The sequence below is a fragment of the Amycolatopsis camponoti genome (genome assembly GCF_902497555.1).
GTDB classification, from domain to species: Bacteria; Actinomycetota; Actinomycetes; order Mycobacteriales; family Pseudonocardiaceae; genus Amycolatopsis; species Amycolatopsis camponoti.
Window position 1 is genome coordinate 3,299,741 of the sequence record NZ_CABVGP010000001.1, and the last position, 18,272, is coordinate 3,318,012.

17 protein-coding genes are annotated in these 18,272 nt (G+C 72.2%); 11 read left to right on the forward strand and 6 right to left on the reverse strand.

Features of this window, described 5'->3' with window-relative positions:
- Positions 1 to 30: 30 nt before the first annotated feature.
- Entirely contained in the window at positions 31 to 516 is a 486-nt protein-coding gene (locus AA23TX_RS15700) for a pyridoxamine 5'-phosphate oxidase family protein (protein WP_155543257.1), read from the forward strand.
- Here the strand turns inward: AA23TX_RS15700 and AA23TX_RS15705 are convergent.
- The gene (locus AA23TX_RS15705) at positions 507 to 3,662 is read right to left on the reverse strand and encodes a family 43 glycosylhydrolase (RefSeq protein ID WP_155543258.1); all 3,156 of its coding nucleotides are present in this window, start codon (positions 3,660 to 3,662) and stop codon (positions 507 to 509) included. The two genes, AA23TX_RS15700 and AA23TX_RS15705, sit on opposite strands and share 10 nt — an antisense overlap.
- A 123-nt stretch (positions 3,663 to 3,785) precedes the next feature.
- Complete coding sequence (locus AA23TX_RS15710) at positions 3,786 to 4,664, reverse strand: TIGR03620 family F420-dependent LLM class oxidoreductase (protein WP_155543259.1); 879 nt, start codon at positions 4,662 to 4,664, stop codon at positions 3,786 to 3,788.
- Between the two features lie 127 nt (positions 4,665 to 4,791).
- On the opposite strand from AA23TX_RS15710, the gene AA23TX_RS15715 reads away from it, so the two are divergent.
- Complete coding sequence (locus tag AA23TX_RS15715) at positions 4,792 to 5,670, forward strand: LysR family transcriptional regulator (protein ID WP_155543260.1); 879 nt, start codon at positions 4,792 to 4,794, stop codon at positions 5,668 to 5,670.
- A 321-nt stretch (positions 5,671 to 5,991) separates the two neighbouring features.
- On the opposite strand, the gene AA23TX_RS15720 is transcribed toward AA23TX_RS15715, so the two are convergent.
- A complete protein-coding gene (locus AA23TX_RS15720) occupies positions 5,992 to 6,609 on the reverse strand; it encodes a TetR family transcriptional regulator (protein WP_155543261.1) in 618 nt (205 codons plus the stop codon).
- A gap of 115 nt (positions 6,610 to 6,724) precedes the next feature.
- Here AA23TX_RS15720 and AA23TX_RS15725 point away from each other — a divergent pair, with 115 nt between their 5' ends.
- Positions 6,725 to 8,275, forward strand: coding sequence for a GMC oxidoreductase (locus AA23TX_RS15725; protein ID WP_155543262.1), 1,551 nt, complete (start codon positions 6,725 to 6,727; stop codon positions 8,273 to 8,275).
- 27 nt (positions 8,276 to 8,302) lie between these two features.
- Positions 8,303 to 9,469, forward strand: a complete 1,167-nt coding sequence (locus tag AA23TX_RS15730) for a lipase family protein (RefSeq protein WP_155543263.1) — start codon at positions 8,303 to 8,305, stop codon at positions 9,467 to 9,469.
- Here AA23TX_RS15730 and AA23TX_RS15735 read toward each other — a convergent pair.
- Positions 9,421 to 10,353 (reverse strand): protein kinase family protein, encoded by a 933-nt coding sequence (locus AA23TX_RS15735; protein WP_155543264.1) that lies wholly within the window; start codon positions 10,351 to 10,353, stop codon positions 9,421 to 9,423. The genes AA23TX_RS15730 and AA23TX_RS15735 overlap by 49 nt on opposite strands.
- Positions 10,354 to 10,366: 13 nt before the next feature.
- Positions 10,367 to 11,437, reverse strand: coding sequence for an alcohol dehydrogenase catalytic domain-containing protein (locus tag AA23TX_RS15740; protein ID WP_155543265.1), 1,071 nt, complete (start codon positions 11,435 to 11,437; stop codon positions 10,367 to 10,369).
- Positions 11,438 to 11,516: 79 nt separating this feature from the next.
- On the opposite strand from AA23TX_RS15740, the gene AA23TX_RS15745 reads away from it, so the two are divergent.
- On the forward strand, positions 11,517 to 12,296 hold the full coding sequence (locus AA23TX_RS15745; RefSeq protein ID WP_155543266.1) for a helix-turn-helix transcriptional regulator: 780 nt from the start codon (positions 11,517 to 11,519) through the stop codon (positions 12,294 to 12,296).
- On the opposite strand, the gene AA23TX_RS15750 is transcribed toward AA23TX_RS15745, so the two are convergent.
- Complete coding sequence (locus tag AA23TX_RS15750) at positions 12,272 to 12,850, reverse strand: TetR/AcrR family transcriptional regulator (RefSeq protein WP_155543267.1); 579 nt, start codon at positions 12,848 to 12,850, stop codon at positions 12,272 to 12,274. The genes AA23TX_RS15745 and AA23TX_RS15750 overlap by 25 nt on opposite strands.
- A gap of 61 nt (positions 12,851 to 12,911) precedes the next feature.
- Between AA23TX_RS15750 and AA23TX_RS15755 the strand changes: the two genes are divergently transcribed.
- The 6 genes from AA23TX_RS15755 (at position 12,912) to AA23TX_RS15780 (ending at position 18,236) form a co-directional block, all read left to right on the forward strand.
- Entirely contained in the window at positions 12,912 to 13,907 is a 996-nt protein-coding gene (locus tag AA23TX_RS15755) for a glycoside hydrolase family 113 protein (RefSeq protein WP_155543268.1), read from the forward strand.
- A gap of 191 nt (positions 13,908 to 14,098) precedes the next feature.
- Positions 14,099 to 14,875 carry a hypothetical protein gene (locus AA23TX_RS15760; protein WP_155543269.1) on the forward strand — a complete coding sequence of 259 codons (777 nt, stop codon included), beginning with the start codon at positions 14,099 to 14,101 and terminating at the stop codon, positions 14,873 to 14,875.
- Between the two features lie 71 nt (positions 14,876 to 14,946).
- Positions 14,947 to 15,303 (forward strand): YciI family protein, encoded by a 357-nt coding sequence (locus AA23TX_RS15765; RefSeq protein WP_230862509.1) that lies wholly within the window; start codon positions 14,947 to 14,949, stop codon positions 15,301 to 15,303.
- Positions 15,304 to 15,343: 40 nt separating this feature from the next.
- Complete coding sequence (locus AA23TX_RS15770; RefSeq protein ID WP_155543270.1) at positions 15,344 to 16,612, forward strand: alpha/beta hydrolase; 1,269 nt, start codon at positions 15,344 to 15,346, stop codon at positions 16,610 to 16,612.
- A complete protein-coding gene (locus tag AA23TX_RS15775) occupies positions 16,609 to 16,977 on the forward strand; it encodes an immunity 8 family protein (RefSeq protein WP_155543271.1) in 369 nt (122 codons plus the stop codon). The genes AA23TX_RS15770 and AA23TX_RS15775 overlap by 4 nt, the downstream gene beginning before the upstream one ends.
- A 134-nt stretch (positions 16,978 to 17,111) precedes the next feature.
- Entirely contained in the window at positions 17,112 to 18,236 is a 1,125-nt protein-coding gene (locus AA23TX_RS15780; RefSeq protein WP_155543272.1) for an adenosylhomocysteinase, read from the forward strand.
- Positions 18,237 to 18,272 lie beyond the last annotated feature (36 nt).

Sequence of the window (18,272 nt, forward strand, 5' to 3'; positions counted from 1 at the left end):
CGTCGACCGGGTGGCAGAATTGTGAGCCTGATGACAGACGACGACCTCGTGGCCCACGCCCGCGCCCTGATCTCTGAAAACGCCTACCTCACCTTGGGCACGACCGACGACGACGGCAGTCCCTGGACGTGCCCGGTCTACTTCGCCGCGGCCGATGATCACACGTTCGTGTGGGTCTCCGAGACCGGTGCCCGCCACTCGCGCAACCTCGCCGAGCGCCCGCGGGTCAGCCTGGTCGTCTTCGACTCCACGGTCGCGCCGTACCACGGGCGGGCCGTCTACGCGGTGGGCGAGGCGCGGGAGCTGTCGGGCGAGGCACTGGACCGCGCCTTGGCGAGCTATCCCCGCGGCGACGGCGACGGAGCTTCGGAACTGACCCTCGAAGACGTGACCGGGGCGTCGCCCTACCGGATGTACTCGGTGGTCGCGGCGGAGCGGTGGGTCCTGTGCCCGCGGGATCCCGGGCAGCCGTGCGACCGCCACGGCGAAGCCCGGGACCACCGCGTTCAGCTGTAGCGGACCTTCCCCCGGCACTCTTTCACCCAAACCCGTGGGATCCGCTCCGGCCGCACGCTTTCCAATGTCGGCGTCACCGGGACGATCGTGCCGTCGCGCCGGAAGGTCAGCTTGTCGATGGTCGTCTCGCGGTGGGTGCCGTCGCCGCCCGGGATGCCGAAGCGGTGGTAGGCCAGGTACCAGTCGTCCGTGCCCGGCACCTGCAGCATCGAGCTGTGGCCGGTGCCGAGGATGCCCAGGTGGGCGTCCTTGCCGAGGATCAGGCCGTGGTTGGTGAACGGCCCGGTCGGCGACGGCGCCGTCGCGTAACCGACGCGGTAGTCCTCGCTGCGGGTGTCGTCGATCGACCAGCTCAGGTAGTACGTGCCGTTCCGCTCGGCCATGAACAGGCCTTCGCGGAAATCGTCCAGCCCGGTCAAACGAGTGATCTTCGCCGGGTCGAACGAGACCATGTCCTCGTTCAGCGGCACCACGTACGCGTTGCCGTTGCCCCAGTACAGGTACGGCTGCCCGGAGGAGTCGACGAACACCGCCGGGTCGATCGCCTGGCCGCCGTCCGGGTTCGCCGCGATCAGCGGCTTGCCCGAGTCGGCGAACGGGCCGGTCGGCGAGTCGCTCACCGCCACGCCGATCTTGGCCTCGGCGCAGAAGTAGAAGTAGTACTTCCCGTTGCGCTGCGCGATCGTCGGTGCCCAGGCGTTCCTGTCCGCCCAGCTCACGTCCGGGCCCAGGTCGAGGATGACGCCGTCGTTCGTCCAGTCCACCAGGTTCTTCGACGACCACGCGGAGAACTTCGTGCCGCTCCAGCCGTCGAAGCCGTCGGTCGTCGGGTAGAGGTAGTACGTGTCGCCGAACGCGACGATGTTCGGGTCGGCGTTGTAGCCCGGCAGCACCGGGCTGCGCGTCTCGTGCGCCTCGACCGTCCACACGCGACGGTCACCGCCGGCGCCGGTCACCGTGAACGGCCGCGGCCGGCTCAGGTCCACCGTCCGCGGGTCCGGCTTGATCGTGGCGCCCGGCGCCAGCCCGAACTTCGGGGACAGCCGCCGCAGGTCGGTTCCCGGCTTCACCGGCAGCACGACGGTCGACGCGCCGGTGTCGATGACGGCCGGTGTCTTCAGCGAAGCCAGCTCCACCGACCGGATCGTCGTGCTGTTCGACGGCAGCGCCGCCACCTGGAGCCCCGTGAGGGCCCGGTCGAAGAGCCGCACGTCCTTCATCTTGCCGCGGAAGTACTTGTCACCCGCGTACATCGAGCGGCCGAGGTAGTTCGCCGCCGTGACGCCGCCGCCGAGGTCCGACGGCTTGATCGTGGCGCTGGCGTTGCGGCCCACCTCGACGCCGTCGAGGTACAGCACCGCCACTCCGTCGCCGACGGTCAGCGTCAGGTTCTTCCAGACCCCGCGCGGCAGCCCGCCGCTCGAGGCCACCTGCTGCTCGGTCGTCCAGTTCCCGGTCGCGATCGCGCCGCGCAGGCCGCCGCTCGCGGTGCCGCCGGTGGTGAACAGGTAGCCGTCGCCGGCCCCGTCCTTCGCGGTGTTGCCCAGGCCCCACAGGAAGTACGGCGTCTGCTGCGCCGGGTCGACCAGGACGTCGGCGGACACGGTCGCCGCGGCGGCCCCGGTCAGCAGGTTGTTCGGCAGCTGGACGTGCCCACCTCCGCCGCCGAACGTCAGCGAGCCGTCGGCCCAGGAGACGTCACCGGCGAGGGCGCCGTCGTAGCCGTGGCCGGTGGTGTCGGTCGCGACCTGTCCCGACTTCGCGTCCAGCGGCCAGTGCGCGACGAGGCCGTTCGCGTCCGCCCGCACCGGCGCCGGGGGAGCGCTCAGCCGGGCCATCTCCGCCTGCGTGACCGGCAGGACGGTGCCGTGCCGCGGCGACGCGGGCAGGTGTGCGCCCGCCGACATCGTCCACCGGCCCGAGTTCAGGTCGGTGGACTCGAAGGGGACGTAACCGCGGCCGCCGAACTCGTCGATGAACAGGTACCACTTGTTCTCGGTGTTGGACTTGAACCCGGTGGGCCCTTCGCCGGCGGAGAGCCCGGGGCTGGTGGCCGTCGCCTTGCCGATGCAGTCGGCGACGAAGCCGTAGTGCGGGTCGAGCAGGTCGGCGGACTTCTCCTCGGTGATGAACTTGCTGCACGGCGTCGAGGACGTGTTGTTGCGCTCGTCCTTGGTGAAGCGGTAGTAGGTGTCCTGGTCCTTGATGACCGTCGAGTCGATCACCGAGTAGCCCGGGTCGTTCCACACCTGCGGCGGGCTGAAGGTGACGAAGTCGCGCGTGGTCGCGTACATCATCCGGTTGTAGCTGTCGCCGGTGTGGTTCGGATCGTTGTCGGCGTACAGCTTCGAGGCCCAGTACACGACGTAGGTCCCGCGCTCGGCGTCCCAGGACGCTTCCGGTGCCCACGTGTTGCCCGCGGTCGGAGGTGAGACCTGGACGCTGCGCTGGCGCGACCAGTGCGCGAGGTCGGTGGACTCCCAGACCATGATCGACCGGCTGCCGGAGCGCTGGGCGGCGTCCCAGCCGCGGCCGGCGTAGATCCGCAGGTCGGTGGCGAGCAGGTAGAACTTGTCGCCGTCGGGCGAGCGCAGGATGAACGGGTCGCGCACGCCCAGCTCGCCGAGGCTGGACTTGAGCACCGGACGGCCGTTGTTCAGCTCGGTCCAGTTCAGCGGGTCGTTGCCCTTGCTCAGTGCCGAGTAGATCTGCTCGCCGTCGGAGGTGCCTTCGCCGGTGAAGTAGAAGAAGCTGTAGCCCGCCATGGGTTGCGGGGCCGGCTTCGGGACGACCGTGGCGGTGAACTTCCGCGTGGTGCTCTCGTGGCCGAGGCTGAGCTTCGCGGTCAGGACGACCTTCGCGGGCCGGGCGCCCGTGGGCGGCCGGGTGACCTCGCCGGTCGGGGTGATGACGGCCGGAGCGGACGACGTCCACGCGACGCTCGCGCCGCCCGCGCCGCTCGTCGGCAGGGTCAGGTTGCCGCGGACGTCGTCGATGCCGGGCACCGACAGCGTGCTCGCGGCATCTCGTACGGAAGGCGAGGTACTGGCCGGGGGAGTGGCACCGGCACCGGCGGTGCCGAAGGGGACGAGTGCGGCCACGACGGCCAGCACGACGCCGAAACGGCGCGGGGAGAACAACTTCATCGTTGTCGATCCTTCGGAGCGCGTCGGGGACCAGGCGATGTTAACGTTAACATCAGGCGGGGCACGCTGACTGTAAAGTCCGCGTGCCCACTGGTCAAGAGCCCGGCCGAGGGCCGGCGCCTGTCAGCCGAGGCCGTCGAACGCCGGCGCGAGCCCCTCCAGCACCGCGACGTCGGCGGTGAAGTCGTCGGTCGTCGGGGGCATCAGCAGGACGTGGTCCGCGCCCGCGGCGAGGTGCTCGCGGACCTTGGCCGCGATGGCGTCGTGCCCGCCGTGGGCCACGACGGCGTCGGCGATCCCGGCCACGTCGTCCAGCGCGAAACCCAAGCGGCGCAGGGCTTTCGAGAACGGCGGGAGGTTCAGCGTCCCCGAGATCTTCTCGATCGCCGCCGCCTTCGCGCGATCGGCGTCGGCGTCGGGGACCACCGCCAGGCCGACGACGAGCAGCTTGTCCGGGCCGAGCACCGACCGGGCCTCGGCGGTGAACGCCGGGGGCAGGTTGGCCGGCAGCGCGCCGTCGGCGATGTCCCCCGCCAGTGCGAGCATCTTCGGCCCGTTCGCGCCGAGGATCCGCGGGTACCCGGCGACCGGCGCCGGCGGCCAGGTCTCCGCGTCCATCCGTGCCACGTAGTCGCGCATCGTCGCGAGAGGACTCCCGAAGTCCCGGCCGGTGCCCTCGGCCTGCTGCGGGTAACCGACACCCACGCCGAGCACGAGCCGGTCCGGGTACGCGTCGGCGAGGAAGGCCGCCGCGGCGTGCAGGGTCTGCGGCTCGCGGGCCCAGATGTTCGCGATGCCGGTGCCGAACGTCAGCCGCTCGGTCGCCGCCAGCAGCACGGCCAGCTGGACGAGGGCGTCCTTGCCGCCGACGACCTCGTTCGTCCAGACGGTCCGGTACCCGGCGCGCTCCAGCCGTCGCACGGCCTCGCGCTGGTCCTCGGCCGGCGGGGTGCGGGTGAACGAAATCGGCAGGTAGACGCCGACGGGCCCCAAGGTCGCCATGGAACTCCTTCTCAGACGGTGTGGTCCTTCCACCGTGCGGCCGCCGAGGGCGCCAGGTCCAATGAACGTTTCGCACGACGTGACGCGGTTTGTGCATCACCACAGCTCATGGCGCTACGCTGGGACCATGGCCGACCTCGATCTGCACCTGGTGCGCGGCTTCGCCGTCGTCGCCGAGCACCGGCACTTCGGCCGCGCCGCCGCTGAGCTGCATCTCACGCAGTCGTCGCTGAGCCGGCAGATCGTGCGGCTGGAGCAGCAGGTCGGTGCCCGCCTGCTGGACCGCACGCCGCAGGGCACGCGGCTCACCGAGGCCGGCGAGGCGTTCCTCCCGCTCGCCGCGGACCTGCTGCGGGCGGCGGCGCACGCGGTGGCCCACGCGCGGTCGGTCGCGCGGCCCAGCCGGATCACCGTCGGCTACACCGGGAACCTGATCGTCACGCCGGCGCTGCGCGAGCTGCGCCGCCACCACCCCGGCGCCGACGTCCGCGCCCAGCACCTCGCCTGGGACGACGCCCGCGCGGCGCTGCTGGAGCACCGCGTCGACGCGGCGGTCGTCCGGCTCCCGCTGCGAGCGGCGGGGCTGCACGTCACCATCCTCTACGACGAGCCCCGCGTGGTCCTGCTACCCGCCGACCACCGGTTGGCGGGCAAGGAATCCGTGACGCTCGACGACATCGCCGACGAGCCGCTGCCGCGCGCCCTCGACCCGGAGTGGGACGCGTTCTGGCGCGTCGACCCGCGTCCGGACGGCCGCCCGGCCCCCGGCGGCCCGCTCATCGACGCGATCGAGGACAAGATCGAGCTGGTGGCGAGCGGTCAGGCGGTCGCGATCATCCCGGCGGCACCGGGGAACGTCACCGGCTTCCGCCCGGACCTGACGACCGTGCCGCTGACCGGTGTCGAGCCGAGCCAGGTGGCGGTGGCGACGCGCGCGGGCGAGCGCAACCGGCTCGTGGCGGCGTTCCGCAAGTACGCGGAAGGTCTGCTGACCCCACCGGAATGACGAATGCCGCGGCGCCTCGACCGGGGCACCGCGGCATCCTTTGTGGACGGTGGGATCAGCGGGGCGCGGCGGCTGCCCCGGTCGGCGTTCGCGAGGCCTGTCGCGCCCGCTTCCGCTCGATGGCTTCCTGTTCGCGCTGCAGTTTGGCGTGCCATGCTCCTGAGTCGTTGGTCATGGTGTTCTCCGGTGGACGAGAAATGTGCGTGACGGTGCCGTGCCGGGGGCGGACCCGGTCACGGGCGGAGGGTGCGGCCCGGTGCGGGGAGACCTGGGATCCGGGCTCCGGTGCCGTGTCCCGGAAGTACCCACGCTTTCCGGCGGTCAATCACTTTTCTGTGGTTCGACCTGCGGATCTTCGTTCCGGGAAAGCGTGTTCACACGTTCGGAGCAAGCGAGGCCGTCGAGGAACACCCGCACCAGGCGCTCGGCCTGTTCCGCCGGTTCCCGCGCGGTCAGTCCCGAAACCAGCGCCGCTTCGTGCATCTCGAAGAGCAGCACCAGGTCCACGGGCTCCAGGTCCGCGCGCACGCTGCCTTCCCGTTGCGCCTCCTCGAAAGCCGGGCGCAGCAAGGAAACCAGGGCGTGGCTGTACTGGCGCTGGCTGCGCTCCGGCAGTTCGCGGAACAGCCGGACGAGAGGGCGTCGCCGGGCCTGCATCGCCAGCACCACCCGCAGCAGCTCGCGGAACGGCTCCCGGCCGCGCACCTGGAGCTTGAGCGCCGCCAGGTGGTGGGCCGCGACGCCGAGGGCCAGCGCCGTGCGGTCGGGGAAGTGCCGGTAGACCGTCGCCCGGCCGAGGCCGGCCCGGCGGGCCACGTCGTCCAGCGCCACGTCGGCGTCTTCGCTGAAGGCTTCGTCGGCCGCGCGCAGGATCGCCTCGCGGTTGCGGCGGGCGTCGACGCGCCGGGGCACTGCCGCGGACGGTCGGACAGCACGCATGGTGGCGGATATTACTCGCGAGTAGTGAGACCGGCAATCCGTTCCATCTCTCGGTTCGCAGTCCTACCTTCACCGACAGTCACCGTCGACGTAGAAGATGCCGAAGGAGCCGCCCATGCGCAGCCTGAACCGCCGTACCGTCCTGCGGGGCGCGGCCGCCGTCGCCGGCGTCGCCGCGCTCGGTGCGGGCCGGGTCCCGACCACGCGGGAGGAGCACCGGGTCGTGGTCATCGGCTCCGGGTTCGGCGGTGGGGTCACGGCGTTGCGGCTCGCCCAGACCGGCGTGCCGGTGCTGGTCCTCGAACGCGGCCGTCGCTGGCCGACCGGGCCGGACGCCGAGACGTTCCCGCACCCGACCGCGCCCGACAAGCGGATCTTCTGGCTCGGCTCCGCGCCGGCCCTGCCCGGCCTGCCGTCGCTGCCGCCGTTCGAGCGGTACACCGGACTGCTGGAACAGGTCACCGGCCAGGGCATGAGCATGATGTGCGCGGCCGGCGTCGGCGGCGGCTCGCTGGTCTACCAGGGCATGACGCTGCAGCCGACGGCCGAGCTCTTCCACGCCTGCTTCCCCGAGCAGCTCGACTACGCGCGGCTGGACGCGGAGTACTACCCGCGCGTCGCCGCCATGCTCGGCATCGAGACCGCGCCGGACGCCCTCGTCGAAAGCAGGACGTACCAAGCGTCCCGGGTCTTCGCCCGCAACGCGCGCAATGCGGGCTACGCCGTCGAGAAGATCCCGATGCCGATCGACTGGGACTACGCCCTGCGCGAGCTCGACGGCGAGATGAAACCGTCCTACACCAACGGCGACTGCGCGCTCGGGGTGAACAACGGCGGCAAGCACTCGGTCGACGTCACCTACCTCGCGGCCGCCGAAGCCACCGGCTGCTGCACCGTGGCCTCGCTGCACCACGTCACCGACGTCGCGCTCGCGTCCGACGGCCGCTGGGAGATCCGCGTCGACCGCATCGACACCACCGGAACCGTGCTGGAGAAGAAGGTCCTCACGGCGAAGGCGCTCGTCATGGCGGCCGGCACGGCGAACACGACCCGGCTGCTGATGCGCGCCGGAGCGAAGGGCGACATCCCCGACCTGCCCGACGCGCTCGGCGCCGGCTGGGGCACCAACGGCGACCGCATCTACACCTGGACGAACCTCGCCGACGACTTCGGCGCACCCCAGGGCGGCCCGGTCGTCTACGGCAGCAAGGAATGGGACGACCCGGCGATCGCGAACACCGTCATCCAGGCGTCGCTGCCGCCGCTGCCGGACCTGCGGACCACGATGCTCGTCGGGTACGGCATCAGCGCCGGCCGCGGCCGCTTCGTCTACGACGCGGCGAAGGACGACGCCGTCCTGCACTGGCCGTCGAACGCCGACGCGAAGCTGAGCGCGCGCATCCACGAACGCATCTCTCGCATCGCCGGCCCGCTCGGCATCCTGCTCGACACGACGGCCGTCGCGCCCAGCACCTGGCACCCGCTCGGCGGCGCCGCGATGGGCTCGGTCTGCGACCTCGAAGGCCGCGTCCTCGGCCACCGCGGCCTCTACGTGCTCGACGGCGCCCTGATGCCCGGCACGACCGCCGCTTGCAACCCGTCGATGACCATCGCCGCGATCGCCGAGCGGGCCTTGGACCACCTGATCGCCGAAGACCCCTTCTGACCCTGCCGGACTCGACGAGGAGTTCTCATGCGTCGCTTGTGGACGGTCCTGCCGGCCATCCTCCTGGTATTGACGACGGCCGGCCCGGCGAACGCGGCCGAGCCACCGCGCGGCCCGGACGGCGACGCCTTCTACACGCCGCCGACCCCGCTGCCGGCCGGCGCCGACGGCGACGTCGTCTGGTGGCGGCCACTGCCGGATTCCGGCAGTGCCCAGGGCTACCTGGTGCTGTACCGGTCGCGGTCCGCGACGGACACACCGATCGCGGTGTCGGGCCGCGTCCTGGTGCCGGCGAAGCCGTGGACCGGCGCCGGCCCGCGCCCGATCGTCTCGGTGGCCAGCGGCACCCGCGGCATCGGCGACCGCTGCGCGCCGTCGAAGTTCCAGCCGGACTACGAGAAGCCGCTGTTCGTCGACGCGATGCTGAGCCGCGGCTGGGCCGTCGCGATCACCGACTACGAGGGCCTCGGCACGCCCGGCCTGCACACCTACGTCGTCGGCCGGTCCGAGGGCCACACGGTGATCGACGCGGCCCGCGCGGCCACCCGGCTGCCGGCCGCGGGCCTGGCCGCCGGCGGACCGGTCGCGTTCTCCGGCTACTCCCAAGGCGGCGGGGGAGCGGCGTGGGCGGGCGAGCTGGCGCCGTCGTACGCGCCGGAGCTGCACGTCGCGGGCATCACGGCCGGGGGGACGCCCGCGGACCTGAACGTCGTCGCGAAGAGCCTCGACGGCGGGATCGGGTTCGGCTTCCTGCTGCTCTCGGCCCTGGGCCTGGACGCCGCCTATCCGGAGCTGGACCTGCCCGCGTACCTCAACGACCGCGGGCGCACGCTGTACGAGACACAGCAGGACGCGTGCGTCGAGGCCGTGTTCGGCTACGCCTTCGGGCACATCGCCGACTACACGACGGCGAACCCGCTGACGACCCCGAAGTGGCAGGCTCGGCTGGCCGAGAACGAGCTGGGTACCCGCCCGCCGCGGGCGCCGATCTTCCTGTTCCACGGCAGCCTCGACGAGATCATCCCGCTGTCGCAGGCCGAGACGCTGCGTCGCGAATACTGCGCGGCCGGGGTCGACGTCACGTGGGGCACCTACGTCGGCGAGCACGTGACGACGCTGGCGTTCTCCGCCGGCGACGTCGTGACCTACCTGGGCGACCGGTTCGCGGGCAAGCCGGCGCGTTCCGACTGCTGAGCGATTTCGTCCTTCGGGTACGGGGTCAGGCGGCTCTCGGTGTGGAGGGCGAAGTAGAAGTCGTTGACGACCTTCGCGAGGGAGGTGTAGCCGCGAAGGCCGGTGTCGTCGAGCTGGTGCCGGACGGCCCAGTTCAGCAGGCGGGTCAGCACGTAAGCCCGGTCGTGCTCGGAGTGGTCGGCGAGGAACTCCGCTTCGGCCGCCGACAGCGCGAAGCCCGGCATCGCGGCCAGCCCGAAGTCGGTGAGGTAGAGCCGGTCGCCGTCGGTGAGGATGTTCGCGAAGTGCGCGTCGAAGTGCTGGACGCCCCGGCCGGCCAGGAAATCCGTGATGTGGCGCAGGTCGCGGTGGGCGAGGGCCAGGCCGCCGGGATTGGCGGTGAGCCAGTGCGCGAGGTCGTGCGGCAGGTGTTCGAGGAACAGCACGAGGTCGGTGGTGGCGCCGGCGAGGGCTTCGAGCCGTCGCCGGACGCCCGGATCGCCGTGCCAGAACGCGACGTCCCGCTCGATGTCGGTGCGGGGACGTGGCAGACCGGGCAGGATCCGCCAGTGGTGCAGGAGCGGGAAGTGCTCGCACGCGCCGGTGCGCACCCATTCGGTCGCCGTCCGGTGGGCTTCCAGTTCGCGCCAGGCTCCGCCGCCCGCCGAGCCGACCCCGTAGTGCGACCACGGCGGCAGCCCGTAGAGGTCGGCCGTCGAGCCGTCGTGGCGCAGCTCGACGTCGGTCAGCGCGACCCGTTTGACGAAGACCGGCTCGCCCGCCACGGTCAGCAGCCAGGTCGACCCGCCGATCCCGGTGCCGAGCGGGCGCGCGCCGGCCAGGACGTCGTCGGGTGCCTCGGCCAGCGCGGCGGTGAGCTTGTCGTGGCGGGCGAGCCGGGTCATCCTTCGAAGCTACTCAAGGACGGACCACCGTGAGGGCGAACCGCGTCCGGCCGCTCGCCGCGTGGTCGAGGGCGCCCGCGATGTCGGCGAGACCGAACTCCGTGACGGCGAACCCGCCGAGGTCCAGCAACCCGGCCCGGGCCAGCGCGATCAGGCTCGCGTTCGCCGACCGCGGATGCAGCCACTGGCCGCGCACCGTGACGCTGTTGCGCATGAGCCACGGGTAGGGCAGGGCGAGGTCGTCGCCGCCGAGCATGCCGACGCCGCCCATCAGCACGACCCGGCCGCGCTCGCGGACCGCCATCGCCGCGGCGCGCACGGGCCCGGTGCTCGCCGACGGCGGCAGCAGGTCGAGGACGACGTCGATCGGCCCGGGCGCCGCCGCGCGCAGGCGGGCGGTGTCGTCGCCGGTGAGCCGCACGGTCCGGACGCGGGCGCCGAACCGGCGTTCCAGGTCGGCCAAAGCCGCCTCGTCGCGGCCCGGAGCCACCACGCACGCCGCGCCCATGGCGAGCGCGACCGCGACACCCGCGCTGCCGAAGTTCCCGGTGGCGCCGCTGACCAGCACGGTCTCGCCGGGACGCAGGTCGGCGGCGAGCAGACCGCCGTACGGCACCAGGCACAGGGCGAGCGCGGTCCAGCGGCCCGCGTCACCCGGGTCGATCGCCCCGAGCGGGATCGCGTTCTCGGTCGGGAGGAGGACCTGCTCGGCGTAGGCGCCGTGGCCGAAGTGGCGCTGCAGGAAGAGCCCGCCTTCACCGCGGGCGCTCAGGCCCTGGAGGGTGATGTCCGGGGTCAGCGCGTCGTCGCGGGAGCGGATGACCGGGTCGCACAGCACCCAGTCGCCGGGGGCCAGGCGGGTCGCGTCCGGGCCGGTCGCGCGCACCCGCCCGACCGCGCCGGCGCCGGGCACGACCGGCAGCGTCAGCAAGTAGTCGCGCTCGCCGCGGAACACCTCCGCCGCGTAGGGCAGCACGGGCGCGGCGACGACGTCGACCAGGATTTCCCCGGTGCCCAGCACCGGGTCGGGCAGTTCGCGCACGGACAGCGGCTTGCCGAATTCTTCGAGTACTGCGGCTCTCATGCGGTGATCGTCGGAGAAACCGGGACGGGTAGCCAGACCTGGTATTGTCCTGGGACTGCCGAGTGCCACGGAGGCCGTCATGCCGGACGCGACCCGGGCCGGGCTGGGGGAGTTCCTGCGGTCCCGGCGCGAGCGGCTGAGCCCGGTGGCGCTGGGGCTGCCCGACCGGCGCCGCCGCCGCACCCCGGGCCTGCGCCGCGAAGAGGTCGCCGAGCTGGCCGGCATCGGCGTCGACTGGTACATCCGGCTCGAACAGGGCCGCACGGTCAGCCCGTCGTCCGCGACGGTCGAAGCGCTCGCGAGCGCGCTGCGGCTCGACGACGCCGAACGCGCGCACCTGCGGGCCCTGGCGCGGAACCCGGCCCGCACGGCGTTCCACCGCGAGCGGGTGCCCGAGGCCACCCGGCGGCTCGTCGAGGGCCTGGCCCAGCCCGCCTACGTCACCGGCCGCCGCTGGGACGTGCTGGCCTGGAACCCCGCGGCGGCCGCCCTGTTCACCGACTTCGGCGTGCTGGCCGAAGCGGACCGGAACGTACTGGTGTACCTGCTGCTCGACGAGCGGGCGCGGAGCCTGTTCGGCGGCGGCTGGGCCGCGCAGGCCGAGCACGCGGTGGCGCAGTTCCGCGCCGCGCACGACCTGTGGGCCGGCGACCCGGCGTTCACCGGGCTGGCGGCCCGGCTGCGCGAGGGCTGCCCGGACTTCGCGCCGTGGTGGGACCGCCACGACGTCGGCCGGATCGGACCCGGGCGGAAGACGTTGTACCGGCCCGCGCCGGAGGAGTTCGACTACGCGACCTTCCAGGCGAACGAGGACCCCGCGCTGCGGCTGACGATCTACGCGCCGACCAGCGGCAAGTAGACCTCGTCGACGATCTCGACGAGCACGTCGTCGTCCACTGTGGTAAGTCCGCGCGTGAGAATTTCGTTGCGGAGCAGCACAAGCGCCACGGTGGCCACGCGCGGATTTCGGGCTTCGGGACGCGCTTCACCGCGTGCGACGGCCCGATCGACGATCGTGAGCCAGGTTTTCGCGGCGCCTTCGGCGGCCTGCTCGTGGAGCTGTTCCCGGAGTTCCGGCTCGTCGCCGACGCCGGTCAGGAGACCGCGGAGGATCCGGGCGGCGGGGGAGGACTGGCCGCAGTTGATCGCCCGCAGCAGGGTCAGCGCGTCTTCGCGGAGGCCGCCGGTGTCGGGTGGCTTGAGCGTGTCCTCGGCCAAGTGGCGGTAGGCGGCGACACCGAGCGCGGCACGGTTCGGCCAGCGGCGGTAGATCGCGTTCTTGTTGGTGCCGGCCCGCTGCGCGACCCGTTCCATGGTCAGGCCGGGGTAGCCGGTCTCGGCCAGCTCGTCCGCGGCGGCGCGCAGGATCGCGTCCTCCAGCTCGGCGCCGCGGCGCCGGGTCTTCCCGTCCATGCGCCGCAGTCTACTACTTTAGGGTACGGTACGGACCGTACCCTAAACTTCCGGAGGAAACGTGCGCGCCAAGGGCATCGGCTACGACACCGGCATCGAGCGTGGCGAGGGGTTCAACCGGCCCTTCGACCCGGACCTCGTCCGCCGCGAACTGACGATCATCCGCGACGACCTGCACTGCACGGCGGTCCGGCTGATCGGCACCGACCTGGACCGGATCGAGCACGCCGCCCGCGAGGCCGCCGCGCTCGGGCTGGAGGTGTGGTTCTCGCCGTTCCCCTGGGACCGCACCCCGGAGGAGATCCTCGCGATGCTGGCCGACGGAGCGTCGCGAGCCGAACGATTGCGGCTGGCGGGTGCGGAGATCGTGGTCGTCACCGGCGCCGAGCTGAGCCTGTTCAACCACGGTTTCCTGCCGGGGGAGGGCATCGAGGAACGGCTGGCCGGGTTGCTGGCGTCCCGTGAGCTCATCGCCGGGCTGCCGGACCGGGTGAACGAGTTCCTGGCCCGCGCGGTGGCGGCGGTGCGCGAGCGGTTCGGCGGCCGCGTGACGTACGCGGCGATCCCGCTGGAGCGGGTCGACTGGGCGCCGTTCGACATCATCTCGGTGGACGCGCACCGCTCGAAGGAAGTCGCCCCCGGGTACCGCGAGGGCGTCCGCACGCTGGTGGCGTCGGGCAAGCCGGTGGCGATCACGGAGTTCGGCGTGACGCCGTACCGCGGCGCGGCCGACCTCGGCGCCCGCTGCGGCGAAATCCTGGAGTACGAGGGCGCGGTCCCGGTCCGGCTCGACGGTTCGTACGTGCGTGACGAGGAGGAGCAGGCGCGGTACTTCCGCGAGCTGCTGGAGATCTTCACGACCGAGGGCGTCGACGCGGCTTTCGCTTGCACGTTCGTGTGTTACGGGCTGGTCCACCGCGCCGATCCGCGGGCGGACCTGGACATGGCGAGCTGGGGTGTGGTGAAGGTGCTGGAGGAGGGCTTGGGGGAGACGTACGAAGGCGTGCCCTGGGAACCGAAGGCGGCTTTCACCGCGCTGGCGGAGTGCTACGCCTGAGGCATGTCGGCCGCTTATCCATCAGATGAATCGTCGACCAAGCGTGCCGACAACTCGCCAGGCGTTGACAAAGACGCCGCTGTCCTTCTAACTTCGTGACGCTAGACATCGGATGTCCAAGCCTCGTTCGGGGCTCCTCCGCCGGCCGATGTGCACCCCTGTCGTACGTTGTCAGGAAGGACACACCGACGATGCCGGAATTCTCCCGCAGGATGGCCCTCGCCCTGGTCGTCCCGATCATGCTGTGCACCGCGCTGCCCGCCCAAGCGGCTCCGCTGTGGCACCCCGACCCCGCCACCGACGGCCTCAAGGCCTTCGAGGGCATCGAGGCCGACCGCGGCAACCACCACCCCGACCGCAAGTACGTGGTGGTCGAAGGCGACCACTACCGCTTCAACATCTGGAAGGACGACCGCGACACCACCGGCGGCGGCGACCGCCAGCGCACCGAGTCCAAGGGCATGGTCCAGGGTGGTTCCACGCTGAAGATGCACGACGGCGAGACCTGGACGCTCTCCTACGAGATGTACATCCCGGGCACCCTGCACGGCACCAGCAAGTTCACCCACATCTTCCAGACCAAGACCCCGTCCACCAACGGCGGCCCCTGGGTGACGCTCGACCTGACCCGCAGCGGCAGCAAGGAAATGCTCAACGCCCGCGCGTACGCCAACTCGGGTTCGCCGAGCATCGCGGCCACCGACCTGTCGCCGCTGCGGAACAAGTGGATCACGATCGAGTGGACGTTCACGCCGGGCTCGAAGGGCAAGGCGTCGTGTGTCATCCGCAACGGCACCGGCTCGGGCGCGCCCGTCGCCGCGCAGGGCAGCATGTCGAGCGTGAACATCCCCGACCAAGGCGACTACGTGCGCCCCAAGTGGGGGATCTACCGCTCGGTCCAGAGCGCTTCGTCCGACATCCTGGACACCTACCTGCTGTTCCGGAACTACACGGCCGCGCGCAAGTAGTCGATCCGGGGCGGGCTCGTTCGTACAAGGGTCGAGCGGCGGGACCCGCCCGCCCCGCGAGGAGGAGCGTCATGGCGCACTACCTGCTGTCGGTGCACGGCGTCGAGGGTGAGGTCCGCGAACCGCCGTCCGAGGCGGCCATGCGGGAGACGCAGCGGCGGCTCGGCGACGTCGAGCGGGACCTCAAGGCGACCGGGTCCTGGGTCTTCAGCGCCCGGCTGGACGAGCCCGCCGCCGCGCGGGTGGTCCGCGAGGCCGTCGACGGGCTGCTGACCACCGACGGGCCCTTCTCCGAGGGGAAGGAGCACCTCGGCGGCTTCTACTTGATCGAAGCCGCCGATCTCGACGCCGCGCTCGGGTGGGCCGGGCGGGTCACCGCCGCGATCCATGCCCCGATCGAGGTGCGCCCGCTCGCCGGGTTCGCCTGATCCGTGGCGGCGGACCCGGCGCCGGGGTGACACTGGCGGTATGAAGGTCGTCGACGGGCAGCGCAGCGCGTACCGCCCGCCGGCGACCTTTCCGCCGCCGTTGCGACGCGGTCCGGTACTGGTCACGGCCGCTTTCGCCGCCCTCGGCGGTGCCCTGATCCCGGCCGCGTCGCTGGCCGCGCTCTGGCGGGTCTGGCAGTTCTACGCGATGCTGTTCGGCCTGTTCGCCGCCGTCGAGTTCGTGGCTTTCGTCGCGGTGCTCGGCTGGCCGACCCGCAAGACCGCCCGGGCCGGGGCGTTCGTCGCGGCCGCGAGCCTCGCGTTGTGGGTGGCGAGCCGGCCGCTGGGTCTGCTGACGCGGCTCGACCCCTGGCAGCCGGCGGACACCGTCGTCGGCTTCACCGACTACGCCGCGGCCGCGCTGCAGGTCATCGCCGTCTTCGGCTTCCTGGTCGTCGCGCGACGACGGGCGCACCCGCGGCCGTCGACCGCGCGGCGCGTGTCGGCGTGGATCGTGCTGTTCCCCGTGCTGCTGCTGGTGCTCGCGACCGGCGCGGCGGGAACGGTCGCGGCGGGCGACAACGTCACCGGCAAGACGACGTCGACGCTGCTCGACGGCAGCACGGTCGAGTACTGCCGTCCGGACGGGATCCCCCTGGTCATGGACATCACCCGCCCGCGCCCGGACGCCCGCGCCGCCCCGGTGGCACTCTTCCTGCACGGCGGCGGGCTCGTCTTCGGCAACCGCAAGCCGGCCGGCCCGGGCGCGCTGCTCGCCGGATCGCGGCTGGTCCCCCTGCGTAACGCCTTGACGGCGCGGGGGTTCGCGGTCGCCTCGATCGACTACCGCCTGGCACCGGCGGCGCGCTGGCCGGCACCGCTGGCGGATGCGAAGTGCGCGGTCCGTTTCCTCGAGACCAACGCGGCGGCACTGAACGTCGACCCGGCGCGCGTCACGGCGGTGGGCACGGGAACGGGTGGCACGCTGGCGTCGCTGCTCGGGGTGACCGCGGTGCCGGGGGTCAAGGCGGTGGCCGCCCTGGACGCCCCCGCCGAGTTCGCTTTCGCGGGCCTGGACCCGCTGACCAGGGCATCGATCCTGCTGGCGTTGGGCCGGAACCCGGCAACGCTGCGCGAGGCGAGCCCCCTGACGTACGCCGGCACGGGCGCGCCGCCGTTCCTGATCGAAGGCGGCCGCAAGTCGGGCGAACTCGTGGACCACCTGCGCGCGGCGGGCGTCCGGGTGACGACCGGCGCCGGCGAGCCGGCCGAGGTGGCGGACTTCCTGGCCGTCACACTGGGGGCATGACGACGAACGGCCCGGCCCGCGCGGAGATCCGCTGGCTGCTGACCCCGGACATCGAACCGGAGTCGTACGTCCCGGAAGACCCGGAGCGGTTCATGTTCCTGGTCGAGATGATCGCCGGGCCCGCGGGCGAGAAGGGCGAAGAGTCGTTCCAGTTCGAGGTCTGCAGCCCGGGTTGGCTGCGGGAGCAGGCGCGGAACGGGCCGTTCCCGGGCCGTCACCTCGTGATCGTCGACCGCTTCGACTGGCCCGCGCTCGTCGCCTACTTCGACGATCTCGTCGCGAGGTGCACCGGCCGGGACTGGTCGGAGGTCGCCACGAAGCTGAGCCGGTACGGACACTGGGAGTTCGAGGACTACCACGCCTGACGTGCGGTAGCTTGGCAGCATGAGCGGTCGGGGACTCGTGGCGCCGATCTTCGGCGACCACTCCTACCGCTGCGACTTCTACGGTTGACGAACCCCGCTCCGGGTCCCTTTTCTCGTCAACCGCAAGGATAGTCATGTCTGCCAGTACCCACTGGGCGCTCAAGCACATGCCGCTGACCGCGGCCGCCGTCGAGGAGGTCGCGCCCGTGCTCGCCGGGCGGCGGCTGGCGATGTGCCTGCACGTCGAACCCAAGACCGCGGCCCTGGTCACCCTGCTGGCCGGCGCCGGCGTCGAGGTCACGCTGACCGGGTCGCCCGGCACCACCCACGACGACGTCGCCGACGCGCTGCGGGACATCGGCGTGGTCGTGCACACCCGGCGCGCCGACGACGACGCCGAGCACGCCCGGAACGTCGCCGCGGTCCTCGAGTGCGAGCCGGACCTCACGCTCGACAACGGCGCCGACCTCACGCTCTCACTGCTGGCCTCCGGCACGCCCGCGGGCTACCTCGGCGGCACCGAAGAGACCACCACCGGCGGCCTGCGGCTGCGGGAGGCGTCCGTGCGCCACCCGGTCGTCGTGATCAACGACTCGCGGCTGAAGCTGCTGGTGGAGAACGAGTTCGGCGTCGGCCAGAGCGTCGTGCAGGGATTCCTCAACGCCACCAACCTGATGGTGCCGGGGATGCGTGCGGCGGTGCTCGGCTACGGGCCGTGCGGCAAAGGCGTCGCGGACACGCTTTCGCGCCTCGGCGCCCGGGTCGCCGTCTGCGACACCGACCCGATGCGCGCCCTCCAGGCCATTTTGGACGGTCACCGCGTCGGTTCCGCCCCGGACGTCCTGTCCGACGCCCAGTCGGTCTTCACGGCGACCGGCGCTCCCGGCGTCGTCGGCGCACCGGAGCTGGCGGCGTTGCCCGACGGCGCGGTGATCGCCGGGGTCGGGCACTTCGCGTGGGAGATCGACGCGGCGGCGCTCCGGGCGGCGACGGTCCGCACGGTCGAGTACGGCGCGCCGGGTCGCCGGGTCGGGCACGTGCTGGCCGACGGCCGGGAGATCGTCGTCCTCGACCGAGGCCGGATGCTCAACCTGACCGCGGCGAACGGCAACTCGATCCAGGCCATGGACCTGGGGCTGACCCTGCAGGTCCGCAGCCTGGCGGCGGTGGCCGCGGGCGGGCTGGCGGCCGAGGTCCAGCCGGTCCCGGCGCCGGTGGAGCACCGGATCGCCACGGACCTGGTGGCCGAGCTGACTTGACCTGGAGCGCGCTCCAGGCTCTAGCGTGAGGGCACG

Excerpts from the sequence above, each read along its gene's own strand:
- AA23TX_RS15700 (WP_155543257.1), top strand. The coding sequence starts at position 31 with ATGACAGACGACGACCTCGTGGCCCACGCCCGCGCCCTGATCTCTGAA.
- AA23TX_RS15705 (WP_155543258.1), bottom strand. The coding sequence starts at position 3,662 with ATGAAGTTGTTCTCCCCGCGCCGTTTCGGCGTCGTGCTGGCCGTCGTG.
- AA23TX_RS15710 (WP_155543259.1), bottom strand. The coding sequence starts at position 4,664 with ATGGCGACCTTGGGGCCCGTCGGCGTCTACCTGCCGATTTCGTTCACC.
- AA23TX_RS15715 (WP_155543260.1), top strand. The coding sequence starts at position 4,792 with ATGGCCGACCTCGATCTGCACCTGGTGCGCGGCTTCGCCGTCGTCGCC.
- AA23TX_RS15720 (WP_155543261.1), bottom strand. The coding sequence starts at position 6,609 with ATGCGTGCTGTCCGACCGTCCGCGGCAGTGCCCCGGCGCGTCGACGCC.
- AA23TX_RS15725 (WP_155543262.1), top strand. The coding sequence starts at position 6,725 with ATGCGCAGCCTGAACCGCCGTACCGTCCTGCGGGGCGCGGCCGCCGTC.
- AA23TX_RS15730 (WP_155543263.1), top strand. The coding sequence starts at position 8,303 with ATGCGTCGCTTGTGGACGGTCCTGCCGGCCATCCTCCTGGTATTGACG.
- AA23TX_RS15735 (WP_155543264.1), bottom strand. The coding sequence starts at position 10,353 with ATGACCCGGCTCGCCCGCCACGACAAGCTCACCGCCGCGCTGGCCGAG.
- AA23TX_RS15740 (WP_155543265.1), bottom strand. The coding sequence starts at position 11,437 with ATGAGAGCCGCAGTACTCGAAGAATTCGGCAAGCCGCTGTCCGTGCGC.
- AA23TX_RS15745 (WP_155543266.1), top strand. The coding sequence starts at position 11,517 with ATGCCGGACGCGACCCGGGCCGGGCTGGGGGAGTTCCTGCGGTCCCGG.
- AA23TX_RS15750 (WP_155543267.1), bottom strand. The coding sequence starts at position 12,850 with ATGGACGGGAAGACCCGGCGCCGCGGCGCCGAGCTGGAGGACGCGATC.
- AA23TX_RS15760 (WP_155543269.1), top strand. The coding sequence starts at position 14,099 with ATGCCGGAATTCTCCCGCAGGATGGCCCTCGCCCTGGTCGTCCCGATC.
- AA23TX_RS15765 (WP_230862509.1), top strand. The coding sequence starts at position 14,947 with ATGGCGCACTACCTGCTGTCGGTGCACGGCGTCGAGGGTGAGGTCCGC.
- AA23TX_RS15770 (WP_155543270.1), top strand. The coding sequence starts at position 15,344 with ATGAAGGTCGTCGACGGGCAGCGCAGCGCGTACCGCCCGCCGGCGACC.
- AA23TX_RS15775 (WP_155543271.1), top strand. The coding sequence starts at position 16,609 with ATGACGACGAACGGCCCGGCCCGCGCGGAGATCCGCTGGCTGCTGACC.
- AA23TX_RS15780 (WP_155543272.1), top strand. The coding sequence starts at position 17,112 with ATGTCTGCCAGTACCCACTGGGCGCTCAAGCACATGCCGCTGACCGCG.